At 69.0% G+C, this 16,955-nt stretch carries 17 protein-coding genes and 1 pseudogene; 4 read left to right on the top strand and 14 right to left on the bottom strand.

Annotation, left to right across the window (positions count from 1 at the left end; genetic code table 11):
* Window positions 1-520 precede the first annotated feature (520 nt).
* From A5782_RS23325 to A5782_RS26330, 7 genes and pseudogenes are all read right to left on the bottom strand, one after another.
* The gene (locus tag A5782_RS23325; protein WP_067104525.1) at window positions 521-1,681 is read right to left on the bottom strand and encodes an acyl-CoA dehydrogenase family protein; all 1,161 of its coding nucleotides are present in this window, start codon (window positions 1,679-1,681) and stop codon (window positions 521-523) included.
* A 132-nt stretch (window positions 1,682-1,813) separates the two neighbouring features.
* On the bottom strand, window positions 1,814-3,253 hold the full coding sequence (hflX, locus tag A5782_RS23320; RefSeq protein ID WP_067104524.1) for a GTPase HflX: 1,440 nt from the start codon (window positions 3,251-3,253) through the stop codon (window positions 1,814-1,816).
* Window positions 3,254-3,299: 46 nt separating this feature from the next.
* On the bottom strand, window positions 3,300-4,184 hold the full coding sequence (gene dapF / locus A5782_RS23315; protein ID WP_067104522.1) for a diaminopimelate epimerase: 885 nt from the start codon (window positions 4,182-4,184) through the stop codon (window positions 3,300-3,302).
* A 60-nt stretch (window positions 4,185-4,244) separates the two neighbouring features.
* Window positions 4,245-5,192 (bottom strand): tRNA (adenosine(37)-N6)-dimethylallyltransferase MiaA, encoded by a 948-nt coding sequence (gene miaA / locus A5782_RS23310; protein ID WP_067104675.1) that lies wholly within the window; start codon window positions 5,190-5,192, stop codon window positions 4,245-4,247.
* Window positions 5,193-5,200: 8 nt separating this feature from the next.
* Window positions 5,201-5,896 carry a hypothetical protein gene (locus tag A5782_RS23305; protein ID WP_067104520.1) on the bottom strand — a complete coding sequence of 232 codons (696 nt, stop codon included), beginning with the start codon at window positions 5,894-5,896 and terminating at the stop codon, window positions 5,201-5,203.
* Between the two features lie 74 nt (window positions 5,897-5,970).
* The gene (locus A5782_RS23300; protein WP_067104518.1) at window positions 5,971-6,948 is read right to left on the bottom strand and encodes a DMT family transporter; all 978 of its coding nucleotides are present in this window, start codon (window positions 6,946-6,948) and stop codon (window positions 5,971-5,973) included.
* Window positions 6,949-7,185: 237 nt separating this feature from the next.
* A pseudogene (locus tag A5782_RS26330) lies at window positions 7,186-7,531 on the bottom strand (DMT family transporter); the annotation flags it as partial.
* Window positions 7,532-7,940: 409 nt separating this feature from the next.
* Between A5782_RS26330 and A5782_RS23295 the strand changes: the two are divergent.
* Window positions 7,941-9,269: a DUF349 domain-containing protein gene (locus A5782_RS23295; protein ID WP_067104673.1), complete on the top strand. Its 1,329-nt coding sequence runs from the start codon at window positions 7,941-7,943 to the stop codon at window positions 9,267-9,269.
* Window positions 9,270-9,275: 6 nt separating this feature from the next.
* Here A5782_RS23295 and A5782_RS23290 read toward each other — a convergent pair whose 3' ends face one another.
* The 4 genes from A5782_RS23290 to recA form a co-directional block, all read right to left on the bottom strand.
* Window positions 9,276-9,917: a hypothetical protein gene (locus A5782_RS23290; RefSeq protein ID WP_067104516.1), complete on the bottom strand. Its 642-nt coding sequence runs from the start codon at window positions 9,915-9,917 to the stop codon at window positions 9,276-9,278.
* The gene (miaB, locus tag A5782_RS23285) at window positions 9,905-11,449 is read right to left on the bottom strand and encodes a tRNA (N6-isopentenyl adenosine(37)-C2)-methylthiotransferase MiaB (RefSeq protein WP_231986764.1); all 1,545 of its coding nucleotides are present in this window, start codon (window positions 11,447-11,449) and stop codon (window positions 9,905-9,907) included. The genes A5782_RS23290 and miaB overlap by 13 nt, the downstream gene beginning before the upstream one ends.
* Window positions 11,450-11,510: 61 nt before the next feature.
* Entirely contained in the window at window positions 11,511-12,032 is a 522-nt protein-coding gene (gene recX / locus A5782_RS23280) for a recombination regulator RecX (protein ID WP_067104512.1), read from the bottom strand.
* Window positions 11,998-13,038, bottom strand: coding sequence for a recombinase RecA (gene recA, locus A5782_RS23275; RefSeq protein WP_067104510.1), 1,041 nt, complete (start codon window positions 13,036-13,038; stop codon window positions 11,998-12,000). The genes recX and recA overlap by 35 nt, the downstream gene beginning before the upstream one ends.
* A 235-nt stretch (window positions 13,039-13,273) precedes the next feature.
* Here recA and A5782_RS23270 point away from each other — a divergent pair, with 235 nt between their 5' ends.
* Together A5782_RS23270 and A5782_RS23265 are read left to right on the top strand one after the other, a co-directional pair.
* Window positions 13,274-13,939, top strand: a complete 666-nt coding sequence (locus tag A5782_RS23270; RefSeq protein WP_067104507.1) for a (2Fe-2S)-binding protein — start codon at window positions 13,274-13,276, stop codon at window positions 13,937-13,939.
* 50 nt (window positions 13,940-13,989) lie between these two features.
* Window positions 13,990-14,616 carry a flavodoxin family protein gene (locus tag A5782_RS23265; RefSeq protein ID WP_067104505.1) on the top strand — a complete coding sequence of 209 codons (627 nt, stop codon included), beginning with the start codon at window positions 13,990-13,992 and terminating at the stop codon, window positions 14,614-14,616.
* Between the two features lie 10 nt (window positions 14,617-14,626).
* Here the strand turns inward: A5782_RS23265 and A5782_RS23260 are convergent, their stop codons facing one another.
* From A5782_RS23260 to A5782_RS23250, 3 genes are read right to left on the bottom strand one after another with little or no spacing between them, the layout of a single operon-like run.
* Window positions 14,627-14,833 carry a DUF3046 domain-containing protein gene (locus A5782_RS23260; protein WP_067104503.1) on the bottom strand — a complete coding sequence of 69 codons (207 nt, stop codon included), beginning with the start codon at window positions 14,831-14,833 and terminating at the stop codon, window positions 14,627-14,629.
* Between the two features lie 41 nt (window positions 14,834-14,874).
* Window positions 14,875-15,147: a hypothetical protein gene (locus A5782_RS23255; RefSeq protein WP_067104671.1), complete on the bottom strand. Its 273-nt coding sequence runs from the start codon at window positions 15,145-15,147 to the stop codon at window positions 14,875-14,877.
* Window positions 15,148-15,199: 52 nt separating this feature from the next.
* Window positions 15,200-16,366 (bottom strand): glycosyltransferase, encoded by a 1,167-nt coding sequence (locus A5782_RS23250; RefSeq protein WP_067104501.1) that lies wholly within the window; start codon window positions 16,364-16,366, stop codon window positions 15,200-15,202.
* 50 nt (window positions 16,367-16,416) lie between these two features.
* Between A5782_RS23250 and A5782_RS23245 the strand changes: the two genes are divergently transcribed.
* A complete protein-coding gene (locus A5782_RS23245) occupies window positions 16,417-16,848 on the top strand; it encodes a limonene-1,2-epoxide hydrolase (protein ID WP_067104499.1) in 432 nt (143 codons plus the stop codon).
* Window positions 16,849-16,955: the final 107 nt, after the last annotated feature.

Below are 16,955 nucleotides of genomic sequence, written 5' to 3'. Positions count from 1 at the left end.
CTTTGCTCCAGCCAACAAGAAATGCGAAGTCAAATCACGAATTCTACAAAAACGGATACCACACCGATGTCGAAATGATGCCTGCCCATGGCCCAATCGCGACCGACCGCGCCGCCGTTCGCGCGGTGTTGCGGATATCGCACAGAAAGGCGGCGGGAACGTGGGAACGAGTAACGCCGCCGGACTGCCGACTCGCACAGCGCAATTGCGCCGGTCGCGGTTGCGCAAGGCACACGAGCCGTCGCCGGCGGCACGATCGCGGGCCTGACTACGCGTGATGGCGCGGTCGGCACAGCCGAAACACATGCGCCGACGGTACGTGAGCTATGGGCGCATTCGGGCTTTACCCCGAGGCAACGGAACAATCACGCGCATTGGTCAGTTCGGTGCTCACCAGCAATAGGGCCGTGCACGCGGAGGTGACGCATGTTCGTCGCGCCGTGCGTTTGTTCGAACCTTTCTGCGCCGTTATCGCCCGCCGGTGTTCGCGGACGCGGACCGCTATCCAGCAAACGAAACGCTATACGCCGAGGCTGCGGCCGATGATTTCCTTCATGATCTCGGTCGTGCCGCCGTAGATGGTTTGCACCCGCGCATCCAGATAAGCACGGGCAACGGGATATTCACGCATGTAGCCGTAGCCGCCGTGTAGTTGCAGGCAGCGGTCGATCAGGTGCACCTGCTTTTCGGTGCAGTACCACTTGGCCATCGCGGCCTGTTCGGCCGTCAGCTTGTGGTCCAGGTGCAGGCGGACGAACTCGTCGACCATCATGCGGACCACGGTTGCCTCCGTCGCCAGCTCGGCGAGCACGAAACGGGTGTTCTGGAAGCTGCCGATCGGCTTGCCAAATGCCTTGCGCTCCTTGGTGTATTGCAGGGTCTGATCGAGCACCTGCTCCATGGCCGCGGCCGCCATGATGGCGATCGAGATCCGTTCCTGCGGCAGGTTCTGCATCAGGTAGATGAATCCCATGCCCTCTTGGCCCAGCAGGTTTTCGGCCGGCACCTTGACGTCGGTGAACGACAGCTCGGCCGTGTCCTGGGCGTCCAGCCCGATCTTGTCCAAATGCCGGCCGCGCTCGAAGCCTTCCATGCCGCGCTCGACGGCGAGGAGCGAAAAGCCCTGCGCGCCCTTTTCCGGGTCGGTCTGGGCGACCACAATCACCAGGTCGGAATTGATTCCGTTGGTGATGAACGTCTTTGACCCGTTGAGCACGTAGTGGTCGCCCTGCTTGACCGCACGGGTCTTGATGCCCTGCAGGTCGCTGCCGGTTCCCGGCTCGGTCATCGCGATCGCCGTAATCAGCTCTCCGGTGCAGAATTTCGGCAACCAGCGCTGCTTCTGCTCCTCGGTGGCCAGGGCCAACAGGTAGGGGGCCACGATGTCGTTGTGCAGGCCGAAACCGATGCCGCTGTAGCGGCCCGCGGTGGTCTCCTCGGTGATGATCGTGTTGTACCGGAAATCGGGGTTGCCGCCGCCGCCGTATTCCTCCGGCACCGCCATTCCGAGGAAGCCTTGCTTGCCGGCCTCGAGCCATACGCCGCGGTCGACGATCTTCGCCTTCTCCCACTCGTCGTGGTACGGCGCGACGTGGCGCTCGAGGAAGCCCCGGTAGGACTCACGGAACAGGTCGTGCTCTGACTCGAAAAGAGTGCGCTGGTATTTGACGGCGCTGCTCATGGGAAGACCTCCGGCGACTGGGATTTCTGCAGCCCAACATATACCAACCGGACGGTTGGTAGGCCACTGGCGGGGTCGCCTGACGCCGGGTCTGCGCCGCACGGATCGTCCGGTTAGCGGGGCAAAGCGGACTCAGTGAGCCGAGAACTCGCGCAGCCGCCCGGCCAAGGCCACCGGGACCCGGGCCCTGATCCGGGTGCCCTCCGCGCTGTGCTCTTCCTGCTGGACGCGCCCGTCGGCGTGCAGCCGGGCCACCAGGTCGCCGCGGTGGTACGGGATCACCACGTCCACGGCGGTGTCGGCGGGAACGGCGAGCTCGGCGATCCGGCGCCGCAGCGCGGCGATACCGTCGCCGGTGCGCGCGGACACGAACATGGCGTCGGGCAGGACATGACGAAGCTTGGCCAGCGCTAAATCGCTTGCGGCGTCGACCTTGTTGACCACCACCAGCTCCTGTGGCGCGTCGCCATCGTGGTCGGCGCCGTAGTCGGCGACGACCTCGGAGACCACCTGGCGGACCGCGTTGATCTGTGCCACGGGGTTGACGTCGGAGCCGTCGACGACGTGCACCAACAGGTCGGCGTCGACGACCTCTTCCAGCGTGGAGCGGAACGCCTCGACCAGTTGGGTGGGCAGATGCCGGACGAACCCGACGGTGTCGGTGAGCACAAACGGCCGGCCGTCGTCGAACTCGGCGCGTCGGGTGGTGGGTTCCAGGGTGGCGAACAACGCGTCCTGTACCAACACCCCCGCCCCGGTCAGCGCGTTGAGCAGGCTCGACTTGCCGGCGTTGGTGTAGCCGACGATCGCGATCGAGGGCAGGTCGCTGTGCACCCGCCGGCTGCGCTGGGTGTCGCGGACCTGCTTCATGTCCTTGATCTCGCGGCGCAGCTTGGCCATCCGTTCGCGGATGCGCCGCCGGTCGGTCTCGATCTTGGTTTCACCGGGACCGCGCAGGCCCACGCCTCCCCCGCTGCCGCCGGCACGGCCACCGGCCTGCCGCGACATCGATTCACCCCAGCCGCGCAGCCGCGGCAGCATGTATTCCATCTGGGCCAGCGCGACCTGCGCCTTGCCCTCCCGGCTGGTGGCGTGCTGGGCGAAGATGTCGAGGATCAGCGCGGTGCGGTCGATGACCTTGACCTTCACGGCCTTTTCCAGCGCGGTCAGCTGCGCCGGGGACAGCTCGCCGTCGCAGATGACGGTGTCGGCTCCGGTCGCCAGCACCACGTCCCGCAGTTCGGCAGCTTTACCCGAGCCGATGTAGGTCGACGGGTCGGGCTTGTCGCGGCGCTGGATCAGCCCTTCGAGCACCTCGGAGCCGGCCGTCTCGGCCAGTGCGGCGAGCTCGGCCATGCTGGCCTCACTGTCAGCGGCCGTGCCGTCGGTCCACACGCCGACCAGGACGACCCGCTCGAGCCGAAGCTGGCGGTATTCGACCTCGGAGACGTCGGTGAGTTCGGTCGACAGGCCGGCGACGCGGCGCAGCGCCGACCGATCTTCGAGGGCGAGTTCGCCCGTGCTGGGCTCCGGAAATCTCGGAGCGTGATCGCGAAATTCAGATTCTGTCATAGGCAATACAAGATGATGCACGCGAAAACGGTGACGTGCACCTGATTTAACGCTGCTGTTCGCGCCACCATTCCTCGCTGAGTTCTCCTTGGGCTACCAGTACGGACGGTCCTCGCAGGAAGCTGGTGGCGTCGGTGATGGTGACGACGACCTCGCCGCCGGGCACCCGAACGGTCAAGGTTCCGGTGGCCGCACCGGCACTGGCCAGCGCGGCGACCGCGGCCGCGACCGTTCCGGTACCGCACGAGCGTGTTTCACCGACTCCCCGCTCGTGGACCCGCATGTGCACCGCCCCATCGGCAGGTGCGGTGAGGATCTCGACATTGACCCCGTCCGGGAATTGGGCGGCATCGAAGCTCACCGGAGCGGCCACGTCCAGCGCCGCCAACGCCTCGGCGGTCAGGTGTGGATCGACACAGGCCAGGTGAGGGTTGCCGACGTCGACCGCCAGGCCGGACAACCGCCTGCCCCCGACCGTCGCTTCAAAGGCGGAACCCCCGCTGCCCAGCGTGTTGGCCTTGCCCATGTCGACGCTGATATCGGCGGTGGTCGCATCGACACTGTGCACGGTGACGGGCCGGGGACCGGCCAGCGACCCGACCACGAAATCGTCGCGGGTTTCCATGCCACTGGCGCGCAAGTAGTGCGCGAAGACGCGCACGCCGTTGCCGCACATCTGGGCCACGGATCCGTCGGCGTTGCGGTAGTCCATGTACCAGTCGTCGGCGACCACACCGTCGGGAACCCGGTCGATCACGCCGGCCGACAGCACCGCACCGGCGGTGGTGACGCGCAGCACCCCGTCGGCGCCCAGCCCGCGGCGCCGGTCGCAGAGCGCGGCCACCCGCGCAGCGGTCAGGCTCAGCTGGGCCCGCGGGTCCGGCAGCACCACGAAGTCGTTCTGGGTGCCGTGGCCCTTCGCGAAGATCATGTGTGCCACTCCCCGGTCCCGGCTGCACCGGCATCGTCGTCGTCAGGGCGGATCACCAGCTCAGGATACGTGGCGCCAGGCCCGCACGGCGGCGTCGATGACGAGGGCGCGCTGCGCGGAGGTCGCTGCACCGACATCGAGCCACTGCACCCGGTGATCCCGGCGAAACCAGGACCGCTGGCGCCGCACGTAGCGCCGGGTGCCCACAAAGGTCTGCTCGCGCGCCTCCCGCAGTCGTTCCGCCCCGCCGCCGGCATCGAGCGCCGCGAGCACCTGCGCGTACCCCAGCGCGCGCGACGCGGTGACCCCCTCGCGCAAGCCCTTATCCAGCAGCGCGATCACCTCGCCGATCAGCCCCTGGTCGAACATCGCGTCGGTGCGCCGGGCCAGCCGCCCGTCAAGAATCGTTGTGTCGCAGTCCAGCCCGACGATGGCGGTGTCCCACCTCGGCGCGCCGATCTGCGGCGCGGAGGCGGCGAACGGCCGGCCGGTCAGCTCGACCACCTCCAAGGCCCGCACCGTGCGCCGCGCATCGGTGGGCAGGATCGAAGCGGCCGCGGCGGGATCGCGACGGGCCAGCTCGGCGTGCAGTTCGGCCACGCCGACCTCGGCCAGGCGTCGCTCCCAGCGGGCACGCACCGCGGGATCGGTGGCGGGAAACGACCACTCGTCGAGCAGCGACTGGATGTAGAGCATCGAGCCGCCCACGATGATCGGCAGCGCACCACGGGCCGCGATCGCCTCGACGTCGGCAGCGGCGGCGCCCTGATAGCGGGCCACGGTCGCGGTTTCCGTGACGTCGAGGACATCGAGCTGGTGATGCGGGATGCCGCGGCGGGCCTCCACGGGCAGCTTGGCGGTGCCGATGTCCATGCCGCGATAGAGCTGCATCGCGTCGGCGTTGACGATCTCGGCGCGGACGCCGAGCCGCTCGACCCGTTCTGCAAAGTCGAGGGCCAACTGCGACTTGCCGGTGCCCGTGGGGCCGACGATCGCCAGGGGGCGCACGGCGGCCGTCACAGCTGCCAGGCGCCGGCGAAGTATCCCACCCCGTAGGGCGCTCCGCGGTACAGCTCCTTGGCCGACCGGGTTCCGGGCTCGGCCAGGCCGGCCAACACCTCAAAGGCGACGCGCCCCAGGATCTGGTGCGGCAGGCGGCGCAGCGCGGCAACGTCGCCGCTGGCCAGCGCGTCATCCAGGGCCTCTTGAGCGCCGGCGTTGTCCGGGTCGTATCCGCCGGGGGCGGCCGGTGTCAGCGTGTTCGCGCCGTCGGCCACGACCAGCACCCCGACCGGCTCGGGCAGCCGATCGATCTCGGCGCGCAGTTGTTTGCCGAAGCTCACGGCGGTGTCGGCGTCGTGGTCGGCGCGGTAGATCCGGACCTGTGCGCTGGCTTGCGGCTGCGCCTGGCCGCGCACCCAGGCGGCCAGCAATGCGCAAACCGGGAGTGCGACCGGTGTCGCGTCCTCGCTGCCGGTTCGCGGCGCGAGCCGGACGCGGACGTCCACGCCGAAACCCGCGAAGGTGCCCACCACATCGGGGCCCAGCACGTCGTCGTCGGGCCCCGTCCCGATCACCACCCAACGCTCGGGCAACAGTGCCGCCGCCGCAACGGTTGCCGCGGCCAGGTCGGCGACCTCGGCGGCGGCCGCTCCGGCGAGTTCGGGAACAAGGAGAGGCGCCGACGGGACGATCGCGATCGCGCTCAGCACGCCACCAAACTAACGTGACCGCGCCGGCGGCCGGCCACTAGTTCGATTTGCCCGGCGCCATCCGCGCGCGGGCGTCACCAGCCAGAGGTGTCGGCCACCGCCAGACGGTCACCGAAGGGACCGAAGTCGTGATCTTCGGTGACGGCGCGCCGCGGTTCTTCCCGCGGGACATCACCCGACCCATGTTCGGACTGATTCATGCTGGCGGCCTCGCCGCGGGCCAGTGCGATGGTCGCGACGATGACCACCGCCACCGCGCCGATCAGCACGAACGCCTTGGGGCCGTTGGCGTTCAGCGTCTCGTCCAGCACCAAGACCCCGAGGAGGCCGGCGACCACCGGCTTGGCCACCGTCATCGTCGGCAGCGACGCGGTCAGCGAGCCGGCGCGGAACGCCGACTGCTGGAAGATCATCCCCGTCAGGGCCACCAGGAGCCAGGGCACGAATTCCGGCGAAGTGAGCACCCGCATCGGGCCGTGCTCGGACATCTCGACGACGCCCTTGGTCAGCACCGCGAACAGCGCCAGCGAGGAGCCCGCCACCACCGCCAGCAGCATGGCCGCGAACGGGCTGCCCGCCCACAGTCGCGCCGCCACCACACAGGCCACCAGCAGCGGCACCATGACCAGGGCCACGATGATCCAAGTTTGCAGCGGCGCACGCTGCTTACCGGCAGCCGGGTCGCCGACGATGACGACGACCGCCAGCGCGGCGGCCAAGATGAGGGCCCACATCCACTCGCGGGGCTTGATCCGGTGGCGGGCGAGCCGCGCGTAGATGGGCAGCGCGAACAGCAGCGCGGTCACCTGCAGCGCGGTCACCAGCACCACCGAGCCCCAGGCCAGCGCGGCGGCCTGCAGGCTGTAGTTGGTGATCGCGGCCAGGCCGCCCAGCCACCACTTGGTGTCCCGGAGCGACATGCGGAACAGTTCCAGGTGGCCGACCTGCTTGTCGGTGATCTCGTGCGCGGAGCGCTGACGGATCACATCGCCGACCGCAGAAGCCAGTGCCGCGCACAAAGCGAGTAACGCCGCGACATCAACTTTCGACATTATCGACCCCTCCGCCTCACGACCGTCCGACCCAGCGTTCCCCGAGGCGCGGGCAAATACACGCACAATTTGCGTTCAGTTCAACTACAAATTCATGACGTTCCACACGTTGTCCACTGCGCCGCAGGTAACCGCTCAACTATTACTTCAGCAATCTATGCAACGCGTGGGATAACTCTAAGAGAACTACACAGGTGGCCGTGAGCGATGGCTAAGCCCGTTCGCTGCCAGCGGTTTTCAGGCCTCACCCGCCGCACTCGATGCGATCAGCGTCACAATATCGCTGTGACCGACCGTCGCGTCGTCTGCCGCGTTCATGGATGCGGCTTCGTCCCGGGCCAGGGCGGTGGTCGCGACGATGACCACGACCACCGCGGCCACCAGGGCGAACACGGCCGGCGAGGGCCTCACCGAGCACGGTTACTCCCAGCACCGAAGCGACCAGCGGCTCGGCCACCGTCATGGTCGGCAATGACGCGGTCAGCGCGCTGGCGCGAAACGCCGACTGCTGGAGGATCGTCCCCAGCACCGCGACCAGCAACCAGCAATACAGTTCCGGGGCGCGCAGCAGCGCCCCAGGCCCAGTCTCGGCGGCTCAGCCGGTGTTTGGTCAGCCAGGCATAGACCGGCAACGCGAACAGCAACGCCGCGATATCCACCTTGGCGATGGTGCCCTCCCACCGGCGTGCAAACCCGCGATTGGCCGAAGACCACGCTCACCAGGATTCGGCGAATCCCGACGACCCGGTGAGGCAATAGCAGGACGGTACTCGCCCGCCTGGACGCGGCGGCGGTGGCGCGCGACCGCCCGCCGGTTGGGAATGGCAAGGTGGCGGCGCGTGGCAGAGCAAGCTGCTTGAATATCGTTAAGCAGCTGTTGGCGGAACCCGCTCTTGGGCATCCGGCAGACGCAGAAGACGGTGCCGCTACGCGCGGCAGGCGCGCGGGACATGGACCGCGCGGAAGGGTTGCGAAAGGGTAGTGACGAGCGCATGACGTCTGACGAGCCTCGCGACGATTCAGCTCGGCCCGCGCCGCGTCCGGGACCGCGTCCCGGTCCCCGGCCGACCCCGCGGCCCACCACCGCTCACCCGCTGGTGATGCCGCCGCCCAGCAATCCACACCAGTTCGGGCGGGTGGACGACGACGGCACGGTATGGCTGATCAGCGCCGCCGGCGAGCGCATCATCGGCTCCTGGCAGGCCGGCGACCGCGAAGCGGCGTTCGCCCACTTCGGCCGGCGCTTCGATGACCTGGCCACCGAGGTCACCCTGATGGAGGAGCGCCTGGCCTCCGGGAGCGGCGACGCCCGCAAGATCAAGGCGCACGCGGCCGAACTGGCCGAAACGCTGCCGACGGCAGCCGTGCTGGGCGATATCGACGCGCTGGCGGGCCGGTTGGCCAGCATCGCCGAGCATGCCGAGGCGACTGTCGCCGCGGAACGCTCCCGGCGCGAGGAGCATCGGGCCGCCCAGACCGCCCGCAAGGAGGCGCTGGCCACCGAGGCCGAGGAGTTGGCCGCCAACTCGACGCAATGGAAGGCCGCGGGCGACCGGTTCCGCGCGATCCTCGACGAGTGGAAAACGATCAGTGGTGTGGACCGCAAGGTCGACGACGCGTTGTGGAAGCGCTATTCCGCGGCCCGGGAGACCTTCAACCGGCGGCGGGGATCCCACTTCGCCGAGTTGGACCGGGAACGCGTAGGCATCCGCCAGGCCAAGGAACAGCTGTGCGAGCGGGCCGAAGCGCTGTCCGGCTCGACCGACTGGGCCGCGACCAGTGCCGAATTCCGCAAGCTGCTCACCGAGTGGAAGGCCGCCGGGCGGGCGACCCGGGAGGTCGACGACGCCCTGTGGCGGCGTTTCAAGGCCGCCCAGGACGTGTTCTTCAGCGCGCGCAACGCCGTGACGGCGGAAAAGGACGCGGAGTTCCGCGCCAATGCGACGGCCAAAGAGGCGCTGCTGGCCGAGGCGGAGAAGCTGGACACCAGCAACCACGACGCCGCCCGTGCGGCTTTGCGCTCGATCACCGAGAAGTGGGACGCCATCGGCAAAGTCCCGCGCGAGCGGTCCGCCGAGTTGGAGCGGCGGCTGCGCGCGGTCGAGAAGAAGGTGCGCGACGCCGGCGACGTGGGCTGGTCTGACCCGCAGGCGCAGGCTCGGGCCGAGCAGTTCCAGGCCCGCGCCGAGCAATACGAACAGCAGGCTCAGAAGGCCGCTGCGGCGGGCCGCACCAAGGAAGCCGAAGAGGCTAAGGCCAACGCCGAGCAGTGGCGGCAGTGGGCGCAGGCGGCCGTCGAGGCCCTGACCCGCAAGCCCTGACGTCCGTCAGGGCTCTTTAGTGGCACCGGGTTCGTCGCGGGTCTCCGCGGCGGCGGGCGTGGCCGGGTTGTCCACACCGTCCAGGAGCGTGATCGACTGTTGCGCCGCCGCGACGCGGCGCCGCTGCTGCTCGGCGGCGAGTTGCACGATGGTGCGCGACCAGACCACGCGGGCCCAGTGGTAGATGAGCACGAGCACGGTGAGCCAGGCGACGATCAGGCCCCAGCCCGGCCCCGGGTGCCCCGCGGAGACGGTCTGACGCGACCAGATCGCCAGCATGCCCGCGGCGCCCGCAATGGCCGTACCCGCCAACGCAACCCAGGCCAGTGCCCAGCGCCGCGTCACCAACGCCAGCATCGAGAATCCCACACCGAACACCAGCGCCAGCCAGGCGAACACCCGCGACGGCAGGGCGACCGCGGCCGCGCCGGCGTCGTGGCTGCCGAACAGCACGTCCCAGCCGCGCACGTCGCCGGTGTGCGGAAGGATGAACGACGCCAGCAGCACGAACACCAGGATCGACACCAAGAACGCCCGGGGGCCGGGGTCGATTCCGCGTGCCACCCGGCGTTCGGCGGCCTCGATCTCGGTCCGCAGGGCGCCGAGCTGGATGTCGTCGTTGTTCGTCTCTTTTTTCACCGTGCACATCCAAGGGGTTCGGCCGGGCCGACGGGCGGCCCGACGGCGGGCATGCCAAGACCGGTACCGCGCGGGCGCCGCCCGGCGGCCTGCGCATCACCCGCGCGGGTCCGACGATGGGTGAGAACGCCCGCGTCGGCGATGAGGTGGTGCGGTGCCGCCCCGGTGACCACCGTGGTGATGATGTCGCCGGGCCGCACCGGGGTGGCGGCGAGGGTGTCGACGGCGTCGTGAACGGCAAAGTGCACCAGCCGGCCGTCGCGGGCCCGTCCGGTCATCCGCGCGGTACGGCTGTCCTTGCGGCCTTCGCCGGTGGCGACCAGCAATTCGACGGTCTGGCCTATCAGGGCCTGATTGCCCTGCAGCGAGATCGCCTCCTGCAATGCGACGAGGCGGTCATAACGTTCCTGCACAACGGCTTTCGGTAGCTGCCCGTCGAGGTCGGCGGCCGGGGTGCCGGGTCGCTTGGAGTACTGGAAGGTGAACGCGGCCGAGAACCGGGCCTGTCGCACCACGTCCAGCGTGGCGGCGAAGTCCTCTTCGGTCTCACCGGGGAAGCCGACGATCAGATCGGTGGTGATGGCGGCGTGCGGCATGGCGCCCCGGACGCGGTCGATGATGCCGAGGTAGCGCTCGGCGCGGTACGACCGCCGCATCGCGCGCAGCACCCGGTCGGATCCGGACTGCAGCGGCATGTGCAGGGCCGGGCAGACATTCGGCGTCTGCGCCATAGCCTCGATGACGTCGTCGGTGAATTCGGCCGGATGCGGCGAGGTGAACCGCACCCGTTCCAGCCCGTCGATGTCGCCGCAGGCCCGCAGCAGGCCGGCGAAGGCGCCGCGGTCGCGGGGCAGGCCCGGGTCGGCGAAGGACACCCCGTAGGCGTTGACGTTCTGGCCCAGCAGCGTGACCTCGAGCACGCCGTCGGCCACCAGTGACCTGACCTCGGCGAGGACGTCGTCGGGACTGCGGTCGACCTCTTTGCCCCGCAGCGACGGAACGATGCAGAACGTGCAGCTGTTGTTGCACCCGACCGAAATGGAAACCCAAGCGGCATAGGCGGATTCGCGCGCGCTGGGCAGCGACGACGGGAACTCCTGCAACGCCTCGGCGATTTCCACCTGGGCGACCTTGTTGTGCCGCGCCCGCTCCAGCAACGTGGGTAGCGATCCGATGTTATGGGTGCCGAAGATGACGTCGACCCAGGGCGCCTTGCGCAGCAACGCGTCCCGGTCTTTTTGGGCCAGGCAGCCGCCGACGGCGATCTGCATCTCGGGATTACCGCGCTTGCGCGGAGCCAGATGGCTGAGGTTGCCGTACAGCTTGTTGTCGGCGTTCTCCCGGACGGCGCAGGTGTTGAACACCACCACGTCGGCGTCGGTGCCCTGGGCCGCCCGCTGGTATCCGGCCGCTTCCAGCAGGCCCGCCAACCGCTCCGAGTCGTGGACGTTCATCTGGCAGCCGTAGGTGCGGACTTGATAGGTGCGCGCGGACGCGGTGCCGGCGGCCGCATCAGCGGCCCCGGCGTCCTGCGCCACCATCGAAGTCACGGGGCCATGGTACGGCGGCCGGTCGGCACGCGAGAAACCGCACGTCACCGGGCTAGACCCGGCGGCGCTCCCGCTCGGCGGCCAGCTCGGCGAAAACGACCTCGCACGCCATGTTCTGGCTGTAACCACGGCGTGCCAGCATTCCCACCAGCCGGCGGGTCACCCGCGCATCGTCGTCGGTCAGCGTCTCGCGACGCAGCTTGGACCGGACCAACTGCTCCGCCCGGTCCCGCTCAGCGCCGGCGTCGATCCCGGCCAGCGCCGAGGTGATCACGTCGTTGTCGACACCCTTGGTGCGCAGCTCGGCGGCCAAGGCCCGCTTGCTTTTCCCGGCGTGGGCCCGGCGGGACTGCACCCACTGCTGGGCGAAGTCGGTGTCGTCGATCAAACCGACGGAGGCTAACCGGTCGAGCACCCGCTCGCTGACGTCGTCGGGATAGCCCCGTTTGGCCAGCCGGCCGTGTAGCTCGGCCCGGGTGCGCGCTCTCGCGGTGAGCAGGCGCAGGCACAGGGTCCGCGCCTGCTCCTCGCGGGAGGGCTCAGAAGTCGACGGGGGCGGGCAGGACTTCGTCATCGGTAACGACTGCGCCAATGCCGAGCTTTTCCTTGATCTTCTTCTCGACCTCGTTGGCGACTTCGTCGTTCTCCATCAAGAACACTCGGGCGTTCTCCTTGCCCTGGCCGAGCTGCTCACCCTCATAGGTGAACCAGGAACCGGACTTGCGGATGAAGCCCTGCTCCACGCCCATATCGATCAGCGAGCCTTCCCGGCTGATCCCATGGCCGTAGAGGATGTCGAACTCGGCCTGCTTGAAGGGTGGCGCCACCTTGTTCTTGACAATCTTGACCCGGGTGCGGTTACCGACCGCGTTGGTGCCGTCCTTGAGCGTCTCGATCCGGCGTACGTCCATGCGCACCGACGCGTAGAACTTCAAAGCCTTTCCACCCGTAGTGGTTTCGGGACTGCCGAACATCACGCCGATCTTCTCGCGCAGCTGGTTGATGAAGATCGCAGTGGTGCCCGAATTGTTCAGCGCGCCAGTCATTTTCCGCAGCGCCTGGCTCATCAGCCGGGCCTGCAGTCCGACGTGGCTGTCACCCATCTCGCCTTCGAGCTCGGCGCGCGGCACCAGCGCGGCCACCGAGTCGATGACCAGGATGTCCAGGGCGCCGGAGCGGATCAGCATGTCGGCGATCTCGAGGGCCTGCTCCCCCGTGTCGGGCTGGCTGACCAGCAGGGAATCGGTGTCCACGCCGAGCTTCTTGGCGTAGTCGGGGTCCAGGGCGTGCTCGGCGTCGATGAAGGCGGCGACGCCGCCGGCGGCCTGGGCGTTGGCCACCGCGTGCAGGGCGACGGTGGTCTTACCCGAGGATTCCGGGCCGTAGATCTCCACGACCCGGCCGCGGGGCAGCCCGCCGATGCCCAGGGCCACGTCCAGTGCGATGGATCCGGTCGGGATGATCGAGATCGGCTGACGCGTCTCGTCGCCGAGACGCATCACCGAGCCTTTGCCGTAGCTCTTTTCGATCTGGGCCATCGCCAGTTCGAGAGCCTTCTCGCGGTCGGGGGCTTGCGCCATGGTGCCTCTCCTATAGTCGGTGTTCGTCTGACCGGTATCGGTCGGTTGTCGGTGACACTAGGGAAGGCCACCGACAAGTTGACTGGCCGAACATTCCCCACACTAGCCGAACAGGTGTTCGATTCAAGTTCGACACGCCGGTTCCCCCATCGCGTGTGGCAGCATCGGCTACCGAACGGGCCGACGCGTCCTCACGACAACCGGGGCGGATCTCCCGAGAGGCGGTCACGAAGCGATGGACATCTCCGCCGCGCTGGCCCAAACAGCTTCCTACGGAGGGTTTTTCGCTCTGACCGTGGGTGGGGACGCGGCGGGCTGGCATCCGGTCGGGCAGTCCTACGCCGACGGCTGCGCCGACCTGATCGACGCCACCGTCGCCCGCTACCACACGACCGACCTGCGGATCGGCGCGTCACTGGTTCACCTCTCCCACGCCACCCGGCTGTGGTCACCCGTGCTCGCGTGCGCGATCGGCCACGGCGTCATCCCCGACCTCGACGACCTGCACCGCGCCGACGGCGGTGCACAGCTACGACTGCCCAAACCCGTCGGGAAACCCATCACCTCGCCCGCACCGGACACGCTGTATCGCACGGTGGTGGGCGAGCACCTGCGACCGCTCGCCGCCGGCCTGCCGGTCAACTTGGCGCCCGCCCTGCTCGCGGGCAACATCGCCTCCGCGCTGGTGGGAGCCGCACGGGCCCTGCTGTCGGCGCGGCCCGACCTGCGCTGCGCGATCGTCGAGACGACCCAGTCGCTGTTGGACACCGGCGTGCTGGCCGGATCCGGTGTCATCACAGGCCCGCAGCTGGGCTTCAGACGCCGCAGCTGCTGCCTTTTCTATCGATTGCCCGGGAGTTCGCTGTGCGGCGACTGCGTGCTGCACCGGACGCAGCGGTAGGGCCTTTCGGGGTCGTTTGACGTTGCCCCGTCGGCGGGTATCTGGCCACCATGTCCTCAGCCGCAACGCCATCCCTGCGCGCCATCGCATTGGTCTGCTCGTTGAAGAAGAGCCCGGCGCCGTCCAGCAGCGACCTGCTCGCCGACCAGTTGCTCGATCAGCTGCGTGGTGCCGGCGTCGAGGGCGAGAAGGTGCGCTGCGTGGACTTGGCGCTGCTGCCCGGCGTCGAAGCGGACATGGGGGCCGGTGACGAGTGGCCGGCGCTGTTGGACAAGATCAAGCCCGCGGACATCGTCATCGTGTCGACGCCTACCTGGGTCGGTCACATGTCCAGCGTGGCGCAGCGCGTCCTGGAACGCCTGGACGCCGAGCTCTCCGACACCGACGACGCGGGACGGCCGGCGATGGTGGGCAAAGTGGCCCTGGCCGCGGTCGTCGGCAACGAGGACGGCGCACACAAGATCGTCGCCGATCTGTTTCAGGCGCTCAACGACATTGGATTCTCCATCGCCGCGCAGGGCTGCAGCTATTGGAATGGCGAGGCCATGCAGGGCACGGACTACACCGACCTCGACGACGTCCCGGAAGCCGTCGCGTCCGCCACCCGCAATGCGGTCCGCAACGCCGTGCACCTCGCCACCGTGCTGCGGCAGAACGCGTATCCGGCATACGAATAACGCGCCGCGATCACCACTGTTCCTGCGGCACGTCGAAGTCGACGCACAACGCCCGCCAGATGTCGCGGGGTTCGATCCCCGCCTCGATGGCTTGGGCGGCCGTGCGTCCGCCGAAGCCGGTCAGCACGTGATCCACCAGGACCGACGACCCGTAGGTGGTGCCGAAGCGCAGCACCACCCGCTCGTGAAACTCCGTTAGCCGCACGCCAGTCAACATACCCAGCCCGCATGGATCGGACACCTGAGCGCGAAAGCCGCCTACCTCCAGCTGGCCGGCAGGTCGATGATGTGGTTGGGGCAGTCCTCCTGAGCCGCAATGGACATGACGTCGCGCGCGCGCTGGGCCGACATGGTGGCGCGCAATTGCATGAAGGCGTATTCGGCCGGTGCGAGTCCCTGCGCAGCGGCGGCCGGATCGTCCATCAACTGGCACGCCTGCTGTTCCTCGGGACTGTCGGCGTGCGCGACGGCCGCGCCGGCCAGCGAGCCCGCCAGCAGGGCGCCGGCGGCGATTGTCGTGACGATTCTCATCGGGTGCCTCCCGCCGAAGCATCGTACGGCGGCCGGGGCGGCGCGCAGCGGATCATCCGGCCACCGCGAGCGCGTCACGGCACACCCGGACCGGATCGGCGACCTCGGCGATGCCGGCGGCCGCCTTGTGCGCCGCCGCCCGGTAACGGGGCGACGACAGCACCTCGTTGACCGCGGCAGCCAGCGCGTCGGCGGTCAACGGGCGGATCAGCCGCGCGCTGCCCTGGCGCAGCACCCGGTTGGCGATCTCCCACTGGTCGCCACCGCCGGGCACCACCACCAGCGGCACGCCGGCCAGCAGCGTCTTGGCCACCATGCCGTGGCCGCCGCCGCAGATCACCACATCGGCGTGCGCCAACAGCTCGTCCTGACGTCCCAGCCCGACCGCCGCCCACGGCGGCACCGTCAGTTCCGGCCCGTCCAAGCGCGACACCAGCAGGCGCGATCCCGCCGGCAATGTCTGCCCCGGCGTCAGGCACCCCAGCGCGACTTCGGCGAGACCTTCGGTCCCGATCAACGCGGTCGACGGCGCAACGACCACCACCGGCCCGGAGCCGGCCGGGACCTCGAGGATCCGGTCGGTCGGTTCGAAGTGCAACGGCCCGACCACGATTGCCTCGGCCGGCCAGTCCGGGCGCGGAACTTCCAGCGCCGGCAGCGTCGCGACCAGCCGTCGCAACGGCCCGGGATCGCGCGCCGGCAGTCCGATCTCGACGCGGGAATTCGCGCGCTGTTGCAGCCCGGCTCGCCAGGATCGCGCCGTCAGCGCGCGCATCGTGGCATCGCGCAGCCGGCCCCGGATGCCGGTGCCCGGCGCCAGCCCACTGCCTATCGGCGGCAATCCTTTCGACGGCAGGTACAGCGGATGCGGGTTGAGTTCGATCCACGGGATGCCCAACAGTTCGGCGGCCATGCCGCCGCCGGCCGTGATCACGTCGGACACCACCAGGTCGGGCGCCAGGTCGCGCAGCGCGGGCAGGTTGAGCACGGCCATCCGTGCCGCCCGCCGGTGAATTCTGGCGCCGGCGTCGACGTCGTCGTCGGTGGCCACCAGCCCGTCCAGCGCGGCGGCCTCGATGCCGACGCCGCGCGCGGTGTCGAGCCATTCTTCGCCGGTGAAAAGCGTGGGCTGGTCGCCGGCTTCGGCAAAGCGTTGGCACAGGGCAATCGCCGGGAACGAATGCCCGGGATCGGGCCCGGCGACCACGGCGACACGCATCGTGCTTACCCTGCCACAGCGCGCCGCGGCCACGCGCCTACGCTGGCAAGATGACCGAGTTGACTGGGACAACCGTTGCGAACACCCGTACGGTCGAAGGATTCCTGAACGCGCTGCAAGAGGCGGATTACGACGCCGCGGACGCCGCGCTGGCCGACAATCTCGTCTACGAAAACGTGGGCCTGCCCACCATCCACGGCCGCGCCAGGGCCATCAAGCTGTTTCGCCAGATGGAGGGCCGCGCCGCTTTCGAGGTGAAGATCCACCGCATCGCGGCCGACGGCGGCGCGGTGCTCACCGAACGCACCGACGCGCTGATCTTCGGCCCGTTGCGGTTGCAGTTCTGGGTGTGCGGCGTGTTCGAGGTCCAGAACGGGCGAATCACGTTGTGGCGGGACTACTTCGACTTCTTCGACATGCTCAAGGCCACCGCGCGCGGTGTGGCGGCGCTGGTGCTGCCGTCGCTGAAAGCGACGTTCTAACCGCGGCCGCAATGCGCCTCACACCGGCGGCTAGCTGTACCGGGCTAAGAGGTTGGTGACAGTCTGCTGATTGGGGGATGGCCTCCGATTGCAGAGTGGCGTCGTTG

Origin of the sequence: Mycobacterium sp. 852002-40037_SCH5390672, assembly GCF_001665875.1 — a bacterium.
Lineage (GTDB): Bacteria > Actinomycetota > Actinomycetes > Mycobacteriales > Mycobacteriaceae > Mycobacterium.
Note: the sequence above shows the minus strand (reverse complement) of the source record. Positions and strands in the feature narration are given on the sequence as shown.

Bases quoted from the DNA above. Each gene is read 5' to 3' on its own strand.
- A5782_RS23295 (WP_067104673.1), top strand. From the start codon at position 7,941: ATGACGTCTGACGAGCCTCGCGACGATTCAGCTCGGCCCGCGCCGCGT.
- A5782_RS23255 (WP_067104671.1), bottom strand. From the start codon at position 15,147: ATGAGAATCGTCACGACAATCGCCGCCGGCGCCCTGCTGGCGGGCTCG.
- A5782_RS23270 (WP_067104507.1), top strand. From the start codon at position 13,274: ATGGACATCTCCGCCGCGCTGGCCCAAACAGCTTCCTACGGAGGGTTT.
- A5782_RS23325 (WP_067104525.1), bottom strand. From the start codon at position 1,681: ATGAGCAGCGCCGTCAAATACCAGCGCACTCTTTTCGAGTCAGAGCAC.
- dapF (WP_067104522.1), bottom strand. From the start codon at position 4,184: ATGATCTTCGCGAAGGGCCACGGCACCCAGAACGACTTCGTGGTGCTG.
- A5782_RS23250 (WP_067104501.1), bottom strand. From the start codon at position 16,366: ATGCGTGTCGCCGTGGTCGCCGGGCCCGATCCCGGGCATTCGTTCCCG.
- recX (WP_067104512.1), bottom strand. From the start codon at position 12,032: ATGACGAAGTCCTGCCCGCCCCCGTCGACTTCTGAGCCCTCCCGCGAG.
- A5782_RS23245 (WP_067104499.1), top strand. From the start codon at position 16,417: ATGACCGAGTTGACTGGGACAACCGTTGCGAACACCCGTACGGTCGAA.
- hflX (WP_067104524.1), bottom strand. From the start codon at position 3,253: ATGACAGAATCTGAATTTCGCGATCACGCTCCGAGATTTCCGGAGCCC.
- A5782_RS23260 (WP_067104503.1), bottom strand. From the start codon at position 14,833: ATGTTGACTGGCGTGCGGCTAACGGAGTTTCACGAGCGGGTGGTGCTG.
- A5782_RS23300 (WP_067104518.1), bottom strand. From the start codon at position 6,948: ATGTCGAAAGTTGATGTCGCGGCGTTACTCGCTTTGTGCGCGGCACTG.
- A5782_RS23265 (WP_067104505.1), top strand. From the start codon at position 13,990: ATGTCCTCAGCCGCAACGCCATCCCTGCGCGCCATCGCATTGGTCTGC.
- recA (WP_067104510.1), bottom strand. From the start codon at position 13,038: ATGGCGCAAGCCCCCGACCGCGAGAAGGCTCTCGAACTGGCGATGGCC.
- A5782_RS23290 (WP_067104516.1), bottom strand. From the start codon at position 9,917: ATGTGCACGGTGAAAAAAGAGACGAACAACGACGACATCCAGCTCGGC.
- miaB (WP_231986764.1), bottom strand. From the start codon at position 11,449: ATGGTGGCGCAGGACGCCGGGGCCGCTGATGCGGCCGCCGGCACCGCG.